This window comes from Solimonas sp. SE-A11 (assembly GCF_030345715.1).
Lineage (GTDB): Bacteria > Pseudomonadota > Gammaproteobacteria > Nevskiales > Nevskiaceae > Solimonas_A.
In genome coordinates this window covers 459,982-476,981 of the sequence record NZ_JAUASX010000001.1, presented here as the reverse complement: position 1 = coordinate 476,981, position 17,000 = coordinate 459,982, and the positions used below count along the sequence as shown (strand labels likewise).

Genomic DNA, 17,000 nt, shown 5'->3' with positions numbered 1-17,000 from the left:
CTTCATCTCAGGTAGGCAAATTGCTCACATCGAGCGTGAAGGAGCCGCGCGCTTGACGAAGGCCGGGCGTCGCGACGTCTTTCGCCAGCTTGAAAGCCGCGCCCTTTCGGCCCCAGGAGAAATTACGTGGGTCGGGCCAAGCAAGCAGTTTTTGGCATTGGTCGAATAGGTCACCCGCGGACATAAGTCCTGCGAGTTCATCTCGCATCCCGTGAATTTCTTCGAGTTTTAGCTTCTTTAGTCTAGCCGCGGTCTTGGCAGGCAGACCCGCGACTGCCGCGGAAGCAAGCAATCCTTGGATCAGTTGTTTCTCTTCCGCGTCCTTCCATTTATTCGGGTCCGTTTCGGAAATATTCGCAAAGGCGAGAGCCAAACGCAGCGATGGATGGGCCAGATTTCCTTGGGCAAGAAACCCCGACTTTCGGATATGGCAGCGCAGCAGCAGCGCAACGCCCGCTTCTGAGGTGACAAGATTTCCGACGGGAACCTTGGCCGTGCCCGCTGGCTTGGTGGGGCGATCCGAAGGATCAATCTCATAGGCCAGAATGTCTCGAATCCGAATTCGCGTCATATGCCATTGGCGCAATCGAAACGATTTGACGTTACGGGCGAGCGCTAGGAACCGCCAAAACCAATGAGTGGTACGAAACCAATTAAGGTCCTCAACCTTCGCGATCGGAGAATCGGATCCGGACCCGCCTGCCGGCTTCGGCAACCAATGTAAACGCCCGGTATAGGCGCAAATCGCCCCCGGCTTGCTCGGAGGCTCTCCATTAGTCCAAGCCGGCCGCGGCATAATTCCGAAAGGTTCGAGTAGTCTGGCACTAGCATCGGCTGGCTCGGTCGATGCCCAATAAGCCAAAAAGGCCGGCAACTCGCCCGCTCCCGCGTCTTGGTCGGGCTCCGCTTGGCCGGGGACCGCCAGAGCCAATGTCCAGTGACATGGACCGAGCGACATCCACGCGTCGTCATAGCCGTTGATCGATTGAAGGTAGCCGAGACACTCTTGCTCAGAGACGGCACGTACTACCCGAAAGGTCTGCTTGGCGGAATCGGTCAGTTGCGCCCATTCTTGGTCGATCATCGTCTTGGGCAGAACTTCGGCCGTCGGAGTAACGATTCGCGAATCACCGACAAATCCACCGACCCATGTGTCAGTCTTCTTTTTTTTGCCTTTTCCCGAAGTTACAACATGGCGGCGGATGCGGCCGCTTTTTACCATCGTGCCTGCACTGTGCGCCGACTCAAACATACCACTCAGGTCGCAGATTCGTACTTGCAGCCGCCCGCGCGGATCCTTCTCATCCTGATGCTCTTTGACGAACGACTCGATCCGAGGATCGTCATAACGCCAATAGTTTCCGCGCACTCCTTTCGTGTCAGCCCCCAACTCAGGCCAAGTGGGCTTGGCGTTATTGACATAGAGTTCGGCGACAACCGGGCAGCGATAGTTCTCAGCGTGCCAGTGATCGAGAAAGGGTTGCAGCGCCGCGTCGTAAGTCCCGTTAATCGCTCCGGTGTAGGGCTTACTATTGTCAGTCGCCTGCAGCCGATTGACCCAGCGCGGATCAGTTGCGTTGTCTGATCTGAGCTTCGCGACGCGCGCAAAGCGCGCATAGATTTGAAATTCGCGTATGGCGTGCCGCAGCCACGGCGATGTTTCGAGAGTGACGTCGAACACCATATTGAAGCCTAGCTCGGCTAGTCGCTCAGTCAGCGCGCCAAGCTCCGCCGGGGTCACTGCGGACCCCCTCTACGGACCCAGTTCACGTTTGGCCTCCAGACTTATCGGCGAGATAAGCGGCGTGGCTAATCCCCAACAGTGAGAGAAATCCCGATGAAATTTCGGGAAACTGGCTGATCGCCTCTCGATATGGCAAAGGCTTATCGAGCAACTGATTGAGCGCCAGTGCGTATATCAGGACCAAGAGCAGCGTGAGCACTAGATGCTGCACCTTACTAATGTCTATGTACGCCGCACCTTCATAGTCGCCCATCACCAAGTTGAGCCACCTGGCATCTGCGGGCGTGGCATTTCTATACACTCGCCCATCAAAGCTGCCTTGCGTCTGGAGGCGTAAACCCGTCTTGACATGCACGGCGATCGCGTCGGCCAGGGTCCCATGCTGCAGAGAGTGACTGCGATAGCGCTGTTTTATTGTAGGCGCGGCCACAGCCGTGAAGCTTCCCAGGCCTAGTAGGACCCAAATCTCGGATGGAATGCGAACGTCTACCGGACCGCGCATGTCGCCGGTGAGGCACGCGGGAATGTTAAAAATGCCCACAGCCTGCAATGCGCTCAGCAGCAGCAGGGTCCACACGATAAGTTGCAGACGCGATAAGCTGATGCGGTTGTCCCTATCGATCAGCACGCCGTCCCAGCGCTTATGCGCCGCCCAGCCAATCGCTCCCAACGACAGGCTCATCAAGACCAGTGACACTAACCACACCTGTCCGCCGGACAAATGCAAAAAGCCATACTTCATTGCGAGCATGTCGACAGCCACAGACAGCAGCAGCAGCAGAACCGCAAGTCCCATGATGTCCCCCCAAGGCGATAAGCCACCGCATCCCGGAATCACATACAGGCGACGGATAGCAAACCTGCTCGCAAACCTGACGGGAAACAGTTTTATCAGCCGCATCAGCAAAAAGCCAGAAGCTCTTTCCCGCTTGATCTCGATTCTGCCCGTCACTAACAGAGAAGGTGGCGGGAGTGATATTCGCGCGCTAAAGGCAGCGACCGAGTATCTTTAACTTAGACATGACACCTGAATCAGGTCGCATATTGTCGATCTCAGCGCCCGCACTTATAGATATCTTCAGCCGTGTAGGCTATGCCTTCCTTATGGCGGGATTCGGATAAGGTATCTGTCGAATCTCTGTAACTCCGCTCCCGCGAGTGTCTGGTCATTTATAGGGTGCCCAAGCGAATCACCATCAGATCGGATTTGCCGCAGATCCCCATCGGAAAAATTGATAAGGTCTCCCCAAATCCCAAGCGGAAGCAGCGGAAATTTCCATTGGGATAGGTGGCAATTGGGGGGCTTTACGGCGAATTCTAGAAATCCACCCTTCTCTACATTTGGTCTAGAACATCGTCCCGCAACCGAGAAACCGATCATCCCCACCTACTGTCGGCAGCCTAGATTTGGGGCTTAGTGCTTACGACCTGGATTTTTGGTCGTAAAATAAGGCCAAATCCAATTCTGAAGCTCCCATGGACCGTGCAAGAGTCACCGCTGCCCTTGAGACAATCATCGAGCATGCCCCGTCCCTTCTAGATTCTGCTTTTCAGAGACCACGGTGCGTGGCATCCACTAAGCTTGTAACGTCCACGCTACGGCATCTAAATATCACTGCGGAGCCTCTCGCAGTATGTTTGCAAGCCTTCACACCGGAATTTGTTCGCAGAAGAATCGCGGGCATGGAAATGACGGCAGAAAATTCCCAAGAGTGGTTGGATGCAGGCGCTAAGTATGTTCAGGTGGGCTACAACGGTTTCACCGTTTCTCCTTCAGAACGGATGCCTATTGACCTGCATTTAGTATCGATCGTCGATGACACTTTTCTAGTGGATCTTGAAGCTCCGGATGTTTCTCGACCAGCCATGCGAATGACAGTTTTAAAACCCTTTATGTTTGACGTAGATGCTGATTTCTTATGCGGGAATAAGCCACTCGTCAACAACATCAACTTAGGTGAGGGTGAGTTTCAAATTGCATACTTGGCTCATCCAAGCGATAAGCAATATGTAAATGGACCAAACTGGTCGGATAGGAAGAGAACTCGTCCCCTCGTGAATCAATTGGCAGCCCTCGTTCGCGAAGTTTGGAAAGGCTAAAGGGGGTGTCACTAACCCTTGGCCACAGAGGTGTCGAGTCTATGCGCTTAGATCAGTAGCTCAAGGGAAAATACCATGGCTTATAAAATCTACGCTTGTCCCTATGTTCAGCAATTCGGTTACGGCATTGTGATCGTCGACGGACCAACGCTTACCGGCAATACGCACATGGTTCGATGCCACGCTTTTTTTAGCGAAAGGGGAAACACCTATAGCAATTCTGACCTTTCTTACAGCAGCGAGGATTTGCTGGCGGCCACTGAAAAAGATCTTCTGGACGCAGCCCAAATGGAGGGAGTTAAGCGCCTCTGCGAACTTCTGGAGGATCGGAAAAGCCTGCATTATCAGCTCATTTTGAGCAATGGAGGCCTCAAGTTCGAGGAGCAGCGTGAGGAATTTCTTATGCAACTTCACATGCGCCTTCGTATCGATACTCTCCTGGAGAAGGCAGTGGAGCATAACGCAGTGGCTCGTGATTTTAAGGATCGAATGAACCTGATAGGTCGTGCTGGGAGAATATCCCGCACTGCTTGGGTAGAGCCCCCGCTTCCGTAAATATGGCCGCCTTCGCGTGAAGAACGACAGGCTTTCTTAACGGGCACCTTTCATTCAGGCCCATGCGCACATCTGTGTCAAACAACTCGTTGCCATGCTGACCGCCATCGAGGTTCACGGCGGCCATGAAGCGCGGGTCGCGATGCGCGACCGTGGAGGCGCTGGAACTCGAGCGGCATGCGCGCGCTGCTCTCCCAGCTGGATATCAACACTTCTATTTTCTTCGCAATTTCGTCGCTCATAACTTCACTAGGGTATGAATCCGGATTACTGAGCGGAGCATCCCTCTCGCTTCAACCCGTTTGCTTTTTCTTGCGCTTCAGGCGCGCCGAAGGCGACGTGATGTGGGCTCGCTGAGACCTCACCGTCGTGAGCGCTTCCTCAAGGGTCGACCGGAACAATTGTATTGGTTGAGGTTTAGCGTTCCAGAATCGCCTCACACGATCTATTTCACCCTGAGGATCTGCGGGTGACTCTTCGTAAGGGTTGGTCCCGGTAGCAACAATGATCGCAGACTGCAAGACCACATAGTGATACCTAAGAAACCAAGTCAGCTTGTTATCGAGCTCGATCACAGGCAAGTGGGGATGAACAGATGGTGTCTCCGGACGGTTAAAGAAAAACGCCGCAGGATTCGCCACCTGTTGAGCCTCAAGTCGATAGGCTTCTGCTTTCTTCCGCCTGACTCCACGCACGAGATTCGAGCGCAGCCAATCCTCCGGAGACGTCTTCTTCCACTCGTTCCGGAGCAATCGATCGTGGATAAATTCGCGCAACGTTCCCACGACGTAAGCATCATCGACACGGTCTTGGAAGGAGACCAGGGCTTTATCCAGGGCCTTCACATACACATCGGCAATGTCATAGGCGAGGTCTTCGTCTGCCAGCTTGCAAAGTAGCGCAAGCGGCAGAATCGCATCCAATGATCCTGTGGAGGAAAGGCGGCTTGCACCCGCGGATATTTGTTCAAGGTCATCGCGCTTCACGGGGAATGCGTCGCCGACCACCAGGTCCGCTACGTACATCACATTGTCGTTAAGTATCGCCAACCCAAGGCGCTCCAGGCAGGCGACGATCAGTTGGTCCGTTCGCTCCTCGGTCGGTGGTCCCTGGCTGGCCAAGACGTCCCAGATAGGGTGCTTGTATACCTCTCGGGCGAATCGGCACCGCTCATCCTGCGCCGCGAATACCTCGACCAAGTTCGAAACACCCCCCTGCGCTCCTCGCACCCGCTCTGGGCTGTCACCCGACCTGTAAATGCGGTTCATGACACGCGGACTCAGAGGCAGCTCCTTCACTTTCTTTGTCTCCGCAGAAACGGGTCGGCCCGCCTTCTTGGCCTCGTCAGCTTCCTTCTTCGCTGCACGGCGCTGCTGCACCTTAAAGCGGTGGTTTGCCCACAATCTATTTCTCAGTAATTCATTTTTTATCAATCGGTTAGGCGGCAGCGGATCGGTGCCATTCCAGCCCGTGGCGGGAATGAACACGAAGTCCATCTCGTCGAAATCCAAACCGGTGGCCTCCCAAACCATCTTGGCCCACAGCGACGCTTGGCAGCGCTGCACCAAATCCCGCCTTGGCCGCCCCATTTGACCTCCTAAACGCGTATCCAAGCCTCTAATTTCGGCCTTATACCGCGTTTTATACGTGTTTTCATAGCTACTGCCGGATTCGCCGGCGACTGCGGAGACACCTAGAGATGCTCGCGTTACAAGGCCAACAGACCACCAGCGGTCGGTCCTCCCTGGAGACCGATCAAGCGCACGTGGTCTACCTCGATGACGAAGGGGTGCGAGCCCTGCACCGGGACATCTATGCGGCGTTCGCCCGCAAGCCCGACGGAGCCAACATCCTCCAGGGGGTGCGGGCGTTCCGGAAAGGCCTGCCCTACGCGCGCCTCTCGCTGTACCCGTCCCCGAAGAACGACGGCGCCCTCATTCCTTGTGAGGGACGCCCCGAGGCCGCCATGGCCGAAAGCCTGGAGATCGATCCGGACATCCGCCGGTATCGCTGCCAGCCCATCTTCGTGCCAGGTGCGCTCGGCAAGCCCTATGTGCCGGACTTCGTCGCGGAATACCGGAACGGCACCTTCGTGATCATCGACGTGAAGGTCGCCGGCCGCCTGACCGAACCTGCTGTAACCCTGCGTATGAAGTCCATGCGCTCGACGCTCAAGCAAGCCCGACTCCGCCACGCACTGGTCACCGAACTCGAACTGGAAACCCAGCCTCATCGGCAGATCCGCGAGGCCCTCCGCAAGGGGGTAAGCGTGGACTTGAGCGAACAGGACCGTCTTCAGCTTCTGGAGCCGCTCCGCAATCGCCCGCACTCCGTCTCCGAACTTCGCAGCTGCGCCGTTTCCCTTGGCTTTAACCCGATCAGTGTCGAGAAGCTGGCACTGCTCGGTGATGTTTCCTTTCCCACCACTACGCAATGGAGCCCATACGCTCTTCTGGAGGTTTCTCATGGAAAAAATTCTACCCATCCTGCAGGCCGGGGCACGATTCGAAATGTCCGGATCCGCCTATGAGGTCGCCGCGGTCCGCACCGACGAAATTCGTGCGGTGCCCTGCAACGGCGGGCCGATGCGGACATTCAAGTTCATGGCGCTGTCCGCACTGCTGGACGCCAACAGCCTGAAGATCACCTACACGCCGCGCGATATCGTCGACGGCATGGTGACATCCCGTCGCTCGCTCAAGCCCGCACAGCTCGAGTGCATGAAGCGCCGAGCCCACTACGTGCACAGCATGATCCGGTGTGCTCCGAAGAATCCCTGCTCGCAGCAGGAGATCCAGGCGCACCTCAAGTCGATCGCCGCCGCAATCAATGACCAGGATCCTCCCGGGGCCTCGACCATCGCGAACTGGATCCGCCTCTGGCGAGAGGCCGGGTGCGACGACATGGCGCTGGTGAACCGCCCGAAGCCGAGCCGCGTGGAGTTTCGAAACGTGCCCCCGAAGGTGCTCGAGCTGTGCGGTCTGGCGGTTCGAGACGTAGGCCTGAGCCCACACCGTAACCGCCAGTGTGATGTTCACGCCGAGGCCCTGCGCCTCGTCGCGAACTACAACGCCGAGACCGGTCAGACGCTGGAGGCGCCCTCGCGGTATCTCGTCGACAAGCTGATGAAGAGTGTCGACAGCTACGAGCGCGACCGGCGCCGGCACGGGAAGGCCTATGCCGATCGCCATCATCGAGCGGCGGGCCGGTCCTTCATCGCGCGAGAACCGCTGGAAATCTGCATGGCCGACGGCCAGCACATGGACATCATGGCGGTGGAGGAGCGCCTGGACGGTGGTCCCGCCAAGGTGCTGGGCCGGCCGTATGTGACGGTCATCATCGACGTGCGCACCCGCTGTGTCCTGGCCGCGTTCGTCTCGCTGGCACCCTTCTCGGGCGGCACGCTTCTGAAGGCCATGATGAAGGCGGTAGTGGCGTCGCCTGGCTGCCCCAGAGGCATCCCATCGACCCTCATTGTCGACAACGGCGCCGACTACCAGGACTCTGGATTCATTCGGTTCATCGGCAACCTCGACGTCAAACTCGAGATCTGCAAACCGCACACGCCCAACGGCAAGGCCGTGGTCGAGCGCTTCTTCCGGCGCCTGAACGAGGACCTCATCCACAAGCTCCCGGGGACCACCTTCTCCAATCCGGAAGCTCGTGGTGACTACCGCTCACAGGATATGGCGATGCTGACGCTCAAGGATATCCAGGGGCGTGTGCAGACCTGGATCGACGAGATCTACCACCAGCAGCCGCATCGCGCGCTCGGCCGCGCGCCCATCGATGTCTGGAACGAGGAAACGAAGACATGCTGATCCCGGTCCGCACGCTGCTTCCGCAGGACGCCGAGGTCCTCGCCCGTACCGTCGTGCCGCGCACCCTGGTGCGCGGCATCGTCGAGGTTTTCGGGCTTACCTGGAAGACAGACGCGCTGCACTCCTGGGAGCACACCGAGCGGGCGCTGGGACGCGAGCCCAAGGTCGATGTCCGCATAGACGAGCTCGACCTGCATGTCGTGTACGTCGACGTCCCCGAGAGCGATCGGGGACCGATCAAGCTGGATTCGCGCCAGCCGGAGTTCACGCGCGGGCTCTCCCTGTTCGAACTCAACCGCCTGAAGAAGGCGGTGAAGGACAAAGGGCTCGCGGAAAAGATCGGACGGATGAGCGATTCCGAAGCCCTCAAGCTCCGGGTCGCCTGGTACGCCGAACTGGGCCACGGTCACGATCCGGCTGCCCAGAAGCGGCTGTCCGACCTGCAGAACCAGCTGGCGCAACTCCGGCTGAGGCAGGCCGGCATGACTCCGCCTGATGAACAGGCGCAGGAATCCCCGCCGCCGAGCGCACCGAGACCAGGGAAGGCGAAGGTGCAGGCTCCACCCAAACCCGTGAAGGAGCAGGGTAACCCTCCTGCCCCCCAGGTCAGTGACCCCAACGAATCACCTGCTCAGCAGGCCCCAACCACCCACGAATGCAAACCAGGAGATTTGCCTAACAAGCCTAAGTACCCATCCATCAACCTGAAAAGGAGACCCACATAATGCAAAACCAAAACCCCACCCCTGAAAAGGAGAACTTCAAAACCTTCCTCGATGCCGACCAGCCGGTACTCACCCCGGCTGAGGTAGAAATCGTGGCACACATCAGCAACCACGTGATCATCGATGCCCGTCTGGAAGGCGGCATCAAGCTGATCCAGCAAGTCCTGGCGGAAAACGCCGCGCTCTCGGAGCCCCGCCACGCCATACTGACCGGTGAGGCCGGCTGCGGCAAAACGACGCTGCAGGACATCCTCAAGAGCCAGATGCCGGAGGAAGAAGACGAGTTCCGTCTCGGCATGCGCCGGAAGGTTCCGGCTCTAATGATGTCGATGCCGACCAACATCACCCCCCGTTCGATGGCGCAGCAGGCACTCAGGGCACTGGGCGATACGTCCAACCTGAACGGGACCTGCTCAGAGCTCACGGAAAGACTGTGCAGGACGATACCGCAAAGCGGCGTGAAGCTCTTTTGGCAAGATGAGTTCCAGGACCTGTATGCCCTCGGTCGCGACCGGCAGAAGATCCAGCCCGGCAGGCTGCGCGCATCCCGCTCCTGGGTGAAGCACGTCATCAACAGGACCCACGTCTCCGTCCTGATCACGGGGACCCCGGAAGCCCGAGAACTCATCAAAGGCGATGATCAGCTGGAGCGTCGCTTCCCCCACTTCTATTCCCTCGACCCTTTCGGCATCCCCAGTGCCGGCAACACGGGCATGGTCGATTTCGTCAATGACCTCCTGATGGACGCGGTTAACTCGCTGCCTCACTTCAGCTCGGCGGAACTCCTCGTCAACGGAGGCAGTGATGCCGAGCGGGTTTACTCGGTAACACTCGGCGTGCCCAGCAGGCTCAAGGATCTTGTGATCCGCGCCGCGCTATGCGCGCATCGACGCGAGTCGAAGAGGATCGAAATGTGCGACTTCACGGCCGGATTCGAGCAGCGCCATCGGGCGCTCCTGATCCATCTGGCTGGAGAGCAGCGCCGCGCGACACGCAAGCAGTTTTTTGAGGCCCTCGATGGCCGCGCGATCAACCCGTTCGTCGCGAGCGATGACGAAGTGCATCAGCTCATCATGAAGATGGCGGCCTGATCATGACGAACACGTCTCTGCCATTTCGTCCCATTCCCCAGTCCGGGGAGTCGCCGCTGAGTGTGCTGCGCCGCGGCGCCCTCGGCAATCACCACAGCTCGGCGCTGCGCTTCGCCTATGCCCTCAACCCGGCGCTGGACCACTCTCCGAGTGGTCTGGCATCGGCAGCCCGCAGCATCGATCTGCGGGCCTGCATCTTCGCGCCGATGGGCATTCCTTCGGAGGAGGCCGACAAGGTCTCCTACGAACGTACCGGGCGCGCCAAGCTCGACGCGCTCGTCTGGAACCGGCTGCAGGTCCCCATTGGGGACCTGCAGTTCCGCCAGTCCAGGATCTGCGTCGCCTGCTATGTAGAGGACGGCTACGCCCACAGCGTCTGGGATCACGTCGCCACCATGGCCTGCCCCAAGCATCTGGTCCTGCTGGATGATGCCTGTCCCTGCTGCGGAGTCCCTTGGAGACCCGCGGGCGATCCGCTCGCCTGCGGATGTGCTCCGGACGAGATGGCCGCCCGCCAGCAGCCCTGCTCCGCGCGCGTCGCGAGCACCATGCAGCGCATCCTGGATGCCGGCGACCAGGCCGGCCTCAACGTGATGGGTCACCTCTGGCAGCTTGCCGGGCTGTGGTCGGCCCTTGGCCTGGACCTGTCCAGAGCAGCCACTGTCCATGTACTGGCGGAACTGAGCCGCGAGGAGTGGCCGACTCTCTCCGCCCAGGATGACGGCGTCGTGCTCCACCCCCGGGTGGCTCTAGCCCCGTTGCTCGCCGCCACCGATCCGGCATGTTCTGCCACGGCCCGCGAACTGCTCCGGCGCGAAATGCCGGTCATTCGTGCCCCGAAGCTCGACCAGGTTCAATGGCCGGCTTCGGTGGCCCGGGCTGTGCTGGGCGTCGGAAGGGTTCCCTTCGAAAAGCTCGTGCAGGAAGGTCATGCGGTCGCGAACGCAGATGGTCTGTTCACGGCCGCCGCTCTCAATGAGCTGCTCTGGATCGTCGCCGGCCATGCGGATGCGAAGCAGCCGATGCTGCCGTTCTCGACCCTGCGCGCAGGTAAGCGCCGGGAGTCGCTGGCCGCCCTGGTGAGCAAGATCAAGGCGGGGGACATTGTCTCCCATTACTGCCCGCCGCCCGACGGATTGTCAGGACTGCACTGTGCCGTGGGAGAGTCCACCGAACCGGAGGCCAGAGAGGGCGTCACCCTCAGCGCCGCAGCGGTCCAGCTCGGCACCAATGAGGAATCGGTTCGCCGGGCGATCAAGCTCCAGCTGCTCCCTGCCAGCAAAGGCTCGGCCACGAGTTCGGTCCAGTGGACGATGGACCCGGCTGCCCTGGAAGCCTTCCAGGCGAAGAACGTCTTCGCCTCGGAGATCGCCAGGCAGCATGGGGTGTCCGTCACCACCATCGCCAACCGGCTGCGGTCGGCTGGCCTGGAGCCGATCAGCGGTCCAGGGGTGGATGGCGGCGCCACCTTCATCTTCAGGCGGCCGGACCTCATGCGTCTCGATCTGCCAACTGTCCTGGTGGGCCCGTATCGCTCCCCCGGCGGAAGGAAGAAGGGTCCTGCTGGCCATTTCGCCACGCAGCCGGGCCATGTGGCGGGCCACGAGGCCGCACAGGCGCTGGGAATCTCGGTGAGGCACCTTCGGGAGGTGATCAAGGCAGGCTGGATCTCGCCATCCGCATCCGACGCCCGCCGGCAGGTGTTCGACCGCGACGCGGTGGCCGGCCTTCAGTTGCGCCTGGGGCGGGACTTCGTTCCGCTGGAGGAGGCCGCACGCATGCTGGGCCAGACAGCAGCGCAGTTCCGGAAGACCTGGGTGGTAACCGGCACCCTCCAGGCCCACCGGTTTGCTGACCGGACCCTGGTGGAAGCTGCTGGGCTGGACCGGGCCAGGGAGATCTGGCGTGAAATGGGCTCGGCATCGTCGATTGCCCGCGGACTGAATCGCCGGCGCTGGCTGTGCCCGAACCTGGCCACGATGGGCCAACTCCCGGCGCCGACTCGTCTGGGAACCGGGGCCCGCCAGGTTCGACTCTACCCCCGTGGCTCTCCGGCACTCCAGCGCCATGACATGACCCAAGGTCCGGTTGATCGGAGGTCGTCATGAACTCCATCTTTGCCAATGTCGTGGCAAAGCAAAGGCTGGGCTTCCGGGCCGCACGACTCATCGCGCACCTGCGGGAACTGGCTGTTGATGCCGGGGCGCTTGCCGAGGAACTGGGCAGTTTTGCTGCAGAGGCTTTCCCCGCAGCCGAGGCAGTACGCGAAGCGGTTTTACTGGATCAGGCAGCCCAGCTGCCTTTTCCCTGCATGGTTTGCGCTCACTTCGACCACTTCGCCACGGGTGAGGGACGCACGATCGGGATACTGATCCGCCACTTCGAAGACCACCGGCAACTTCAGGAAGCCGCACTCGACGAATGGGGGGAGTACCTTGCTCAGGGGGCCTATGTGCAGCCGTGGACGGGTTCGCCCTCGGGTTTCGAGGGTGTTGTTCCGCCGGATGTGGTGTCGATGCTGGCGGATCCCGGCACGGCAAACGCGACCCAATACGCGTCCAAGCTGCACTACAACTTCGCGTAAAGATAGATCGTGCTCGCCGATTGCTGGGACAGACTGACGTCTTTGACCGATTCACATCCTGGCAACCGCCTGAGGACTAGACCTCTCGACTGAACCACGATTGCCGCAGTCATTTAAAGGCCCTGATGGGCCTTTTTTTTTGCCTCCGGCACAGGTCCAGTCGCTGGCAAATCTCACCTTAGCCCCGAAACGCCGTTCGGCAAATCTCGCCTTAGCTTCAACGGAGCTGCATACGACAAATCTTGCTTTACCAGGCGAGTTGTACGGCAAATCTCGGCATTGGGAGCCACCTGATATCGAAATCGAACTCGCCGTTCTGCGCAAGTACTTGATCTGTCGTCCCATGGAATCTCGGTCAGGTCTTACGCCCACGTCGGAGAACCCATCCGCCACCAATTTTGTATGCGACAGGCGCCAAAAAGTGTCGTCATAACGCCAAAGCCCCTCTTCGGAGGGGCTTTTTCTTTACAGCGTCCCCGTTGTCCGTCCATGACCAACAAACGTCGAGGCATGACCCATGAGCAAGCCGAAGAACGTAGTCTACGAAGCAGCGAACTACTGCATCTATTGCGGCGGCACCGAACCGCCTCTTACCGATGAGCACATCGTGCCCTTCTCTCTCGGAGGTAGGTTGATTTTCCCCAAGGCATCGTGCGTTGCATGCCAAAAGGTCACCCGTGGCTTCAATGAGGCGATCGCCAGATCCATGTACGGTCGGATGCGGATTCGATTGAATGTCCCAACCCGCAAGCCGAAGGAACGCCCCACTGAACTGTCCATTCTCGCCATACGTCGCGACGGCACCGAACGAGAAGTAATGGTGCCTGCCGAGCTATATCCCCGCTGCTACACCGTATTCAAGTTCAAGCGCGCCGGGATACTGTCTGACAAGTACCCAGCGACCTTCGATCGCGAACTCCGGAACTCTTCTGAGGACATGGCAGAGTTGGTAAAGCAAGGGTACGTCCAGCCTGATGAGGACATCGGGATTATCGAACACGTCCGCGTTGACGCATTCTGCGAGCAACTCGCGCAGATCGGCCATGCACACACCGTCGCCATGATGGGCATGGACTCTTTCGAGCCGTTGCTGCCGCCACTGATACTCGGAAACGACAAGCGCTACTTTCAATTGATCGGCGGTGTAAGCAAGGAAGAGGCCGTCAACACCGGGGCGACAGTGGACTTCATCAACCACCAGGGAACCTACTTTGTAGGATGCCGCGTCGGCCTGCCTGACTTTGGATGGAATTTTCCGACCTACCAGATCATCTGTGGTCGATTCGCCGACAAGGATGCGATGGAGGCCGCCGCTGCCAAACTCAAGGCAGCTGCCGACAAACTCAAGCTCATCGATGGAGACGAGGAATTAGAAGGATTTCGGATTGATATGGCGCCCGCGGAGTAGATCCATCTCAGCTTATTCTTGCGCGGAAACTAAAGGCGCTGCAGGCGTTACGCCGGAAGGGGGACTCTCGTCCTCCATTTTTACCAACGGCGGCGCAGGAGGATTCTGCCTGCCCTCACGAATGTCATCAGCCGTAACGATGACAGGGCCTTCTGCAGTGATGAGTGCGCACAGCTTCGTATCGCAATGCGCCACAGAGGCTTCTATGTTTGCGTACCAGGAGTACAGCTCCATGGTGCAGCAGGCGAAGACCGAGGCATTCCAGCAGGCACTGGAGAAGCTTGATCTTCAGGCTCATCGGATTCGCAGTCTGGAGATATTACTGGCAAAGACGCTGGCGGAAGCTCCCAAAGCAACAGCAGATCAGTGGGTCGTTCGTTCGCGGCCTGCGAGGGTTCGATCCGAGCCTGAAAGTGGCTCGCCAGTTGAGGGGTCGCTGCTACCAAACGAGGTTGTGCGCGTTCTGAGAAAGCGCGGGAAGTGGGTGGAGATCGAGTATTACCATTGGTTTCACGAGGAGTATCGAACTGGCTGGGTCCTGAAGAAGTATCTCGAGCGAGTCCCGCATAACTATTCAGCAACTCAAAACGGTAACCGACCTTAAGGTAGAGAGGATCGTAATTGAATGGACTATTTTGGAAATCGCCAGAACCCCCTCAGCGGCTCCGATGAGGAGCGTGACGCCGCTTTCCGTGCTCTACATGAGCACTTTCAATCTGATTGGCTGCAGGCCCGAGGGGACCATTTGCTGCAGCGCTTATGGAGGCGACGGGACGCATTGGCAACCTTCGAACTCTATACCTTGGGCTACTCACTGGCACGGCTTGACCCCATCGACAAGTCGTGGCTCAAGCATCAGGTGAAGATTGTCAAAGGGCGCGACGAAAATAATACCAATGGCGCTTTGTTCGAAATCCTTGGTGTGAGTTCCTTGCTGAACGGAAACCAGAGCGTCGTTCCCGCAAAACAGAACCAGAAGGGGTACGACGTCGACGTAGTGGACACCGATAACCATTCTTGGCGGATTTCATTGAAGACGTACTCTCCCTCCATTCACGAGCGAGGTGTTCAGAAGCGAATGAAGATCGCTCGCGAAAAGGTACGCTCTTTGCTCGCCCAGAAAGTGCACAGCGTCCGAACCATCGTTTTGGCAACTGCTTTTCCCACCGAGGCTGATTGGCAGGTATTGCTGACCACCATTGCCGACGCGTGCTCTCAATTTCGTGGTCAAGCCATCGTCCTAGAGCGGGGATGCTGGGTTCTAACTCTAGCCACCATGAAACCCATGGGGGAACAGTCCTTATCCCCTTATCATCTTTCGGACCATTTCATCGGAACCGTCCCATTCCATTCGAATGAGCACCTTAACATCCTGTCAAAACTGCAAGAGGCAGCCAGCAAGCTTGCTACAAATAAAAGGGGTCGGAGTAAATTACTCCAACCCCGTCGGTAAAACTAAACGCATGAGAGCCCGCCGGTCGCCCAGCCCCTACAGCTCCCGCACAAACAACTCCCGCTCAAACCGCAGCTGCGGCCAGAACACCCCACCCGCCGCGCGCTCACCCGCCCCCACCACCGTGATCGGGAACGCCGCATCGTCCAGCTTCAGCAGCTTGCGCACGCGCACCTCGTCGAAGCCTTCCATCATGCAGCTGTCGTAGCCGTGCGCGCGTAGCGCCAGCACCAGGTTCTCGCAGGACAGCGCCGTGCTCTTGGCGGCCCATAGCTTCACCTCTGCGCCGGTGTAGGGCCCGCGAGGCACGGCGCGACGTTACCCCGCCCTGAGTAGCGGTTTGGTTTAGAGCCCTGGGTTGCGCGCGCGTGCCCCGTGCAGCGGCACACATCGCCTGTGATGACTGGTAGGAAGATCCCCATTCATGGGCGCCCCGCGTTAAGCATCACGCGCCTTCCCCGCCCGAGTTGTAGATGCGCCAACCGGCACGTGCTTCGCATCTCCCCGCTCCAGGTTGGCGCTCATCGCCAGAGATACAAGCCCTGCCATGCACGCATGGACAGCGACCTTTTTGCCGTGAAGCCACCTTCTAACGACTTAAAGGGAAAAGCTTTCAGTCTGGTTTATGAGGGGAAGCTCAGGCCCCACCTTGAATCCGACGTGTCACCGGACCGAATTGTAATGCATCCTCGCGGCGGCTAATCTTTGAGACCGCATTCGAACCCTGAGCACCACCATGGATAGTCCCGCCGCTGCCGCAGCCCCGCTCGAGCACCCCACTGGGGACGCACCCAAGCGTCCTTACCGCCCCCCCGTGCTTGTTCCGCTGGCAAGTCCGCAAACTGCCGGCAAGCTCAACAGTATCAAGGAGTACACTGATACTGTCACGCTTGTTCCCTATGGAGCGAGCTGACGCCCAGCCCAATCCCTTTCCGGTCCTCCGACCGGAATCCTTGCGGATACCGCATTCCGTGATCGACGGCCGGTGGCCGTCAGCAAACGGGCCTGAGCGCACCGGCTACCGCGGGGAAATAAAAAGGGGTCGGAGTGAAATAAAAAGGGGTCGGAGTAAATTACTCCAACCCCTTCGGTAAAACTAAATGCATGAGAGCCCGCCGGTCGCCCAGCCCCTACACCTCCCGCACAAACAACTCCCGCTCAAACCGCACCTGCGGCCATAACACCCCAACCGCCGCGCGCTCACCCGCCCCCACCACCGTGATCGGGAACGCCGCATCATTCAGCTTCAGCAGCTTGCGCACGCGCACCTCGTCGAAGCCTTCCATCATGCAGCTGTCGTAGCCGTGCGCGCGTAGCGCCAGCACCAGGTTCTCGCAGGCCAGTGCCGTGCTCTTGGCGGCCCATAGCTTCACCTCCGCGCCGGTGTAGGGCCCGCGAGGCACGGCGGCCAGCAGGCCGCCCGCGGCGGTGGCGGCCTTCTTCACCATGGCAAAGCCGTTCAGCGGACCCGGCACCTGTCTCAGGCGGCCGGCCGGAATCCGGGCACTGCCTCCACTCG

At 59.2% G+C, this 17,000-nt stretch carries 14 protein-coding genes and 2 pseudogenes; 11 read left to right on the top strand and 5 right to left on the bottom strand.

Annotated elements, in window-relative coordinates:
- Positions 1-7 precede the first annotated feature (7 nt).
- On the bottom strand, positions 8-1,741 hold the full coding sequence (locus QT386_RS02510; protein ID WP_289272154.1) for a hypothetical protein: 1,734 nt from the start codon (positions 1,739-1,741) through the stop codon (positions 8-10).
- A 25-nt stretch (positions 1,742-1,766) separates the two neighbouring features.
- Positions 1,767-2,540, bottom strand: a complete 774-nt coding sequence (locus QT386_RS02505) for a hypothetical protein (RefSeq protein WP_289272153.1) — start codon at positions 2,538-2,540, stop codon at positions 1,767-1,769.
- Positions 2,541-3,427: 887 nt separating this feature from the next.
- Here QT386_RS02505 and QT386_RS02500 point away from each other — a divergent pair.
- Both QT386_RS02500 and QT386_RS02495 read left to right on the top strand, forming a co-directional pair.
- Positions 3,428-3,844: a hypothetical protein gene (locus QT386_RS02500; RefSeq protein WP_289272152.1), complete on the top strand. Its 417-nt coding sequence runs from the start codon at positions 3,428-3,430 to the stop codon at positions 3,842-3,844.
- A gap of 75 nt (positions 3,845-3,919) precedes the next feature.
- On the top strand, positions 3,920-4,399 hold the full coding sequence (locus tag QT386_RS02495) for a hypothetical protein (RefSeq protein ID WP_289272151.1): 480 nt from the start codon (positions 3,920-3,922) through the stop codon (positions 4,397-4,399).
- Positions 4,400-4,692: 293 nt separating this feature from the next.
- Here QT386_RS02495 and QT386_RS02490 read toward each other — a convergent pair whose 3' ends face one another.
- Entirely contained in the window at positions 4,693-5,964 is a 1,272-nt protein-coding gene (locus QT386_RS02490) for a hypothetical protein (RefSeq protein WP_289272150.1), read from the bottom strand.
- 134 nt (positions 5,965-6,098) lie between these two features.
- Between QT386_RS02490 and QT386_RS02485 the strand changes: the two genes are divergently transcribed.
- From QT386_RS02485 to QT386_RS02445, 9 genes are all read left to right on the top strand, one after another.
- Positions 6,099-6,929 carry a hypothetical protein gene (locus tag QT386_RS02485; protein WP_289272149.1) on the top strand — a complete coding sequence of 277 codons (831 nt, stop codon included), beginning with the start codon at positions 6,099-6,101 and terminating at the stop codon, positions 6,927-6,929.
- A complete protein-coding gene (locus QT386_RS02480) occupies positions 6,865-8,220 on the top strand; it encodes a DDE-type integrase/transposase/recombinase (protein WP_289272148.1) in 1,356 nt (451 codons plus the stop codon). The genes QT386_RS02485 and QT386_RS02480 overlap by 65 nt, the downstream gene beginning before the upstream one ends.
- A complete protein-coding gene (locus QT386_RS02475) occupies positions 8,214-8,945 on the top strand; it encodes a hypothetical protein (RefSeq protein ID WP_289272147.1) in 732 nt (243 codons plus the stop codon). The genes QT386_RS02480 and QT386_RS02475 overlap by 7 nt, the downstream gene beginning before the upstream one ends.
- On the top strand, positions 8,945-10,036 hold the full coding sequence (locus QT386_RS02470; protein WP_289272146.1) for a TniB family NTP-binding protein: 1,092 nt from the start codon (positions 8,945-8,947) through the stop codon (positions 10,034-10,036). The genes QT386_RS02475 and QT386_RS02470 overlap by 1 nt, the downstream gene beginning before the upstream one ends.
- A gap of 2 nt (positions 10,037-10,038) precedes the next feature.
- On the top strand, positions 10,039-12,144 hold the full coding sequence (locus tag QT386_RS02465) for a TniQ family protein (protein WP_289272145.1): 2,106 nt from the start codon (positions 10,039-10,041) through the stop codon (positions 12,142-12,144).
- Positions 12,141-12,620 carry a hypothetical protein gene (locus QT386_RS02460; protein WP_289272144.1) on the top strand — a complete coding sequence of 160 codons (480 nt, stop codon included), beginning with the start codon at positions 12,141-12,143 and terminating at the stop codon, positions 12,618-12,620. Before QT386_RS02465 ends, QT386_RS02460 begins: the two co-directional genes overlap by 4 nt.
- 517 nt (positions 12,621-13,137) lie before the next feature.
- Positions 13,138-14,028 (top strand): HNH endonuclease, encoded by an 891-nt coding sequence (locus QT386_RS02455; protein WP_289272143.1) that lies wholly within the window; start codon positions 13,138-13,140, stop codon positions 14,026-14,028.
- Positions 14,029-14,260: 232 nt separating this feature from the next.
- Positions 14,261-14,632, top strand: a complete 372-nt coding sequence (locus tag QT386_RS02450) for an SH3 domain-containing protein (RefSeq protein WP_289272142.1) — start codon at positions 14,261-14,263, stop codon at positions 14,630-14,632.
- 21 nt (positions 14,633-14,653) lie between these two features.
- Positions 14,654-15,481: a hypothetical protein gene (locus QT386_RS02445; protein ID WP_289272141.1), complete on the top strand. Its 828-nt coding sequence runs from the start codon at positions 14,654-14,656 to the stop codon at positions 15,479-15,481.
- Between the two features lie 36 nt (positions 15,482-15,517).
- Here QT386_RS02445 and QT386_RS02440 read toward each other — a convergent pair.
- Together QT386_RS02440 and QT386_RS02435 are read right to left on the bottom strand one after the other, a co-directional pair.
- Positions 15,518-15,766: pseudogene (locus QT386_RS02440) on the bottom strand (nitroreductase family protein); the annotation flags it as partial.
- Between the two features lie 845 nt (positions 15,767-16,611).
- Positions 16,612-16,869, bottom strand: a pseudogene (locus QT386_RS02435) (nitroreductase family protein); the annotation flags it as partial.
- Between the last annotated feature and the right edge of the window lie 131 nt (positions 16,870-17,000).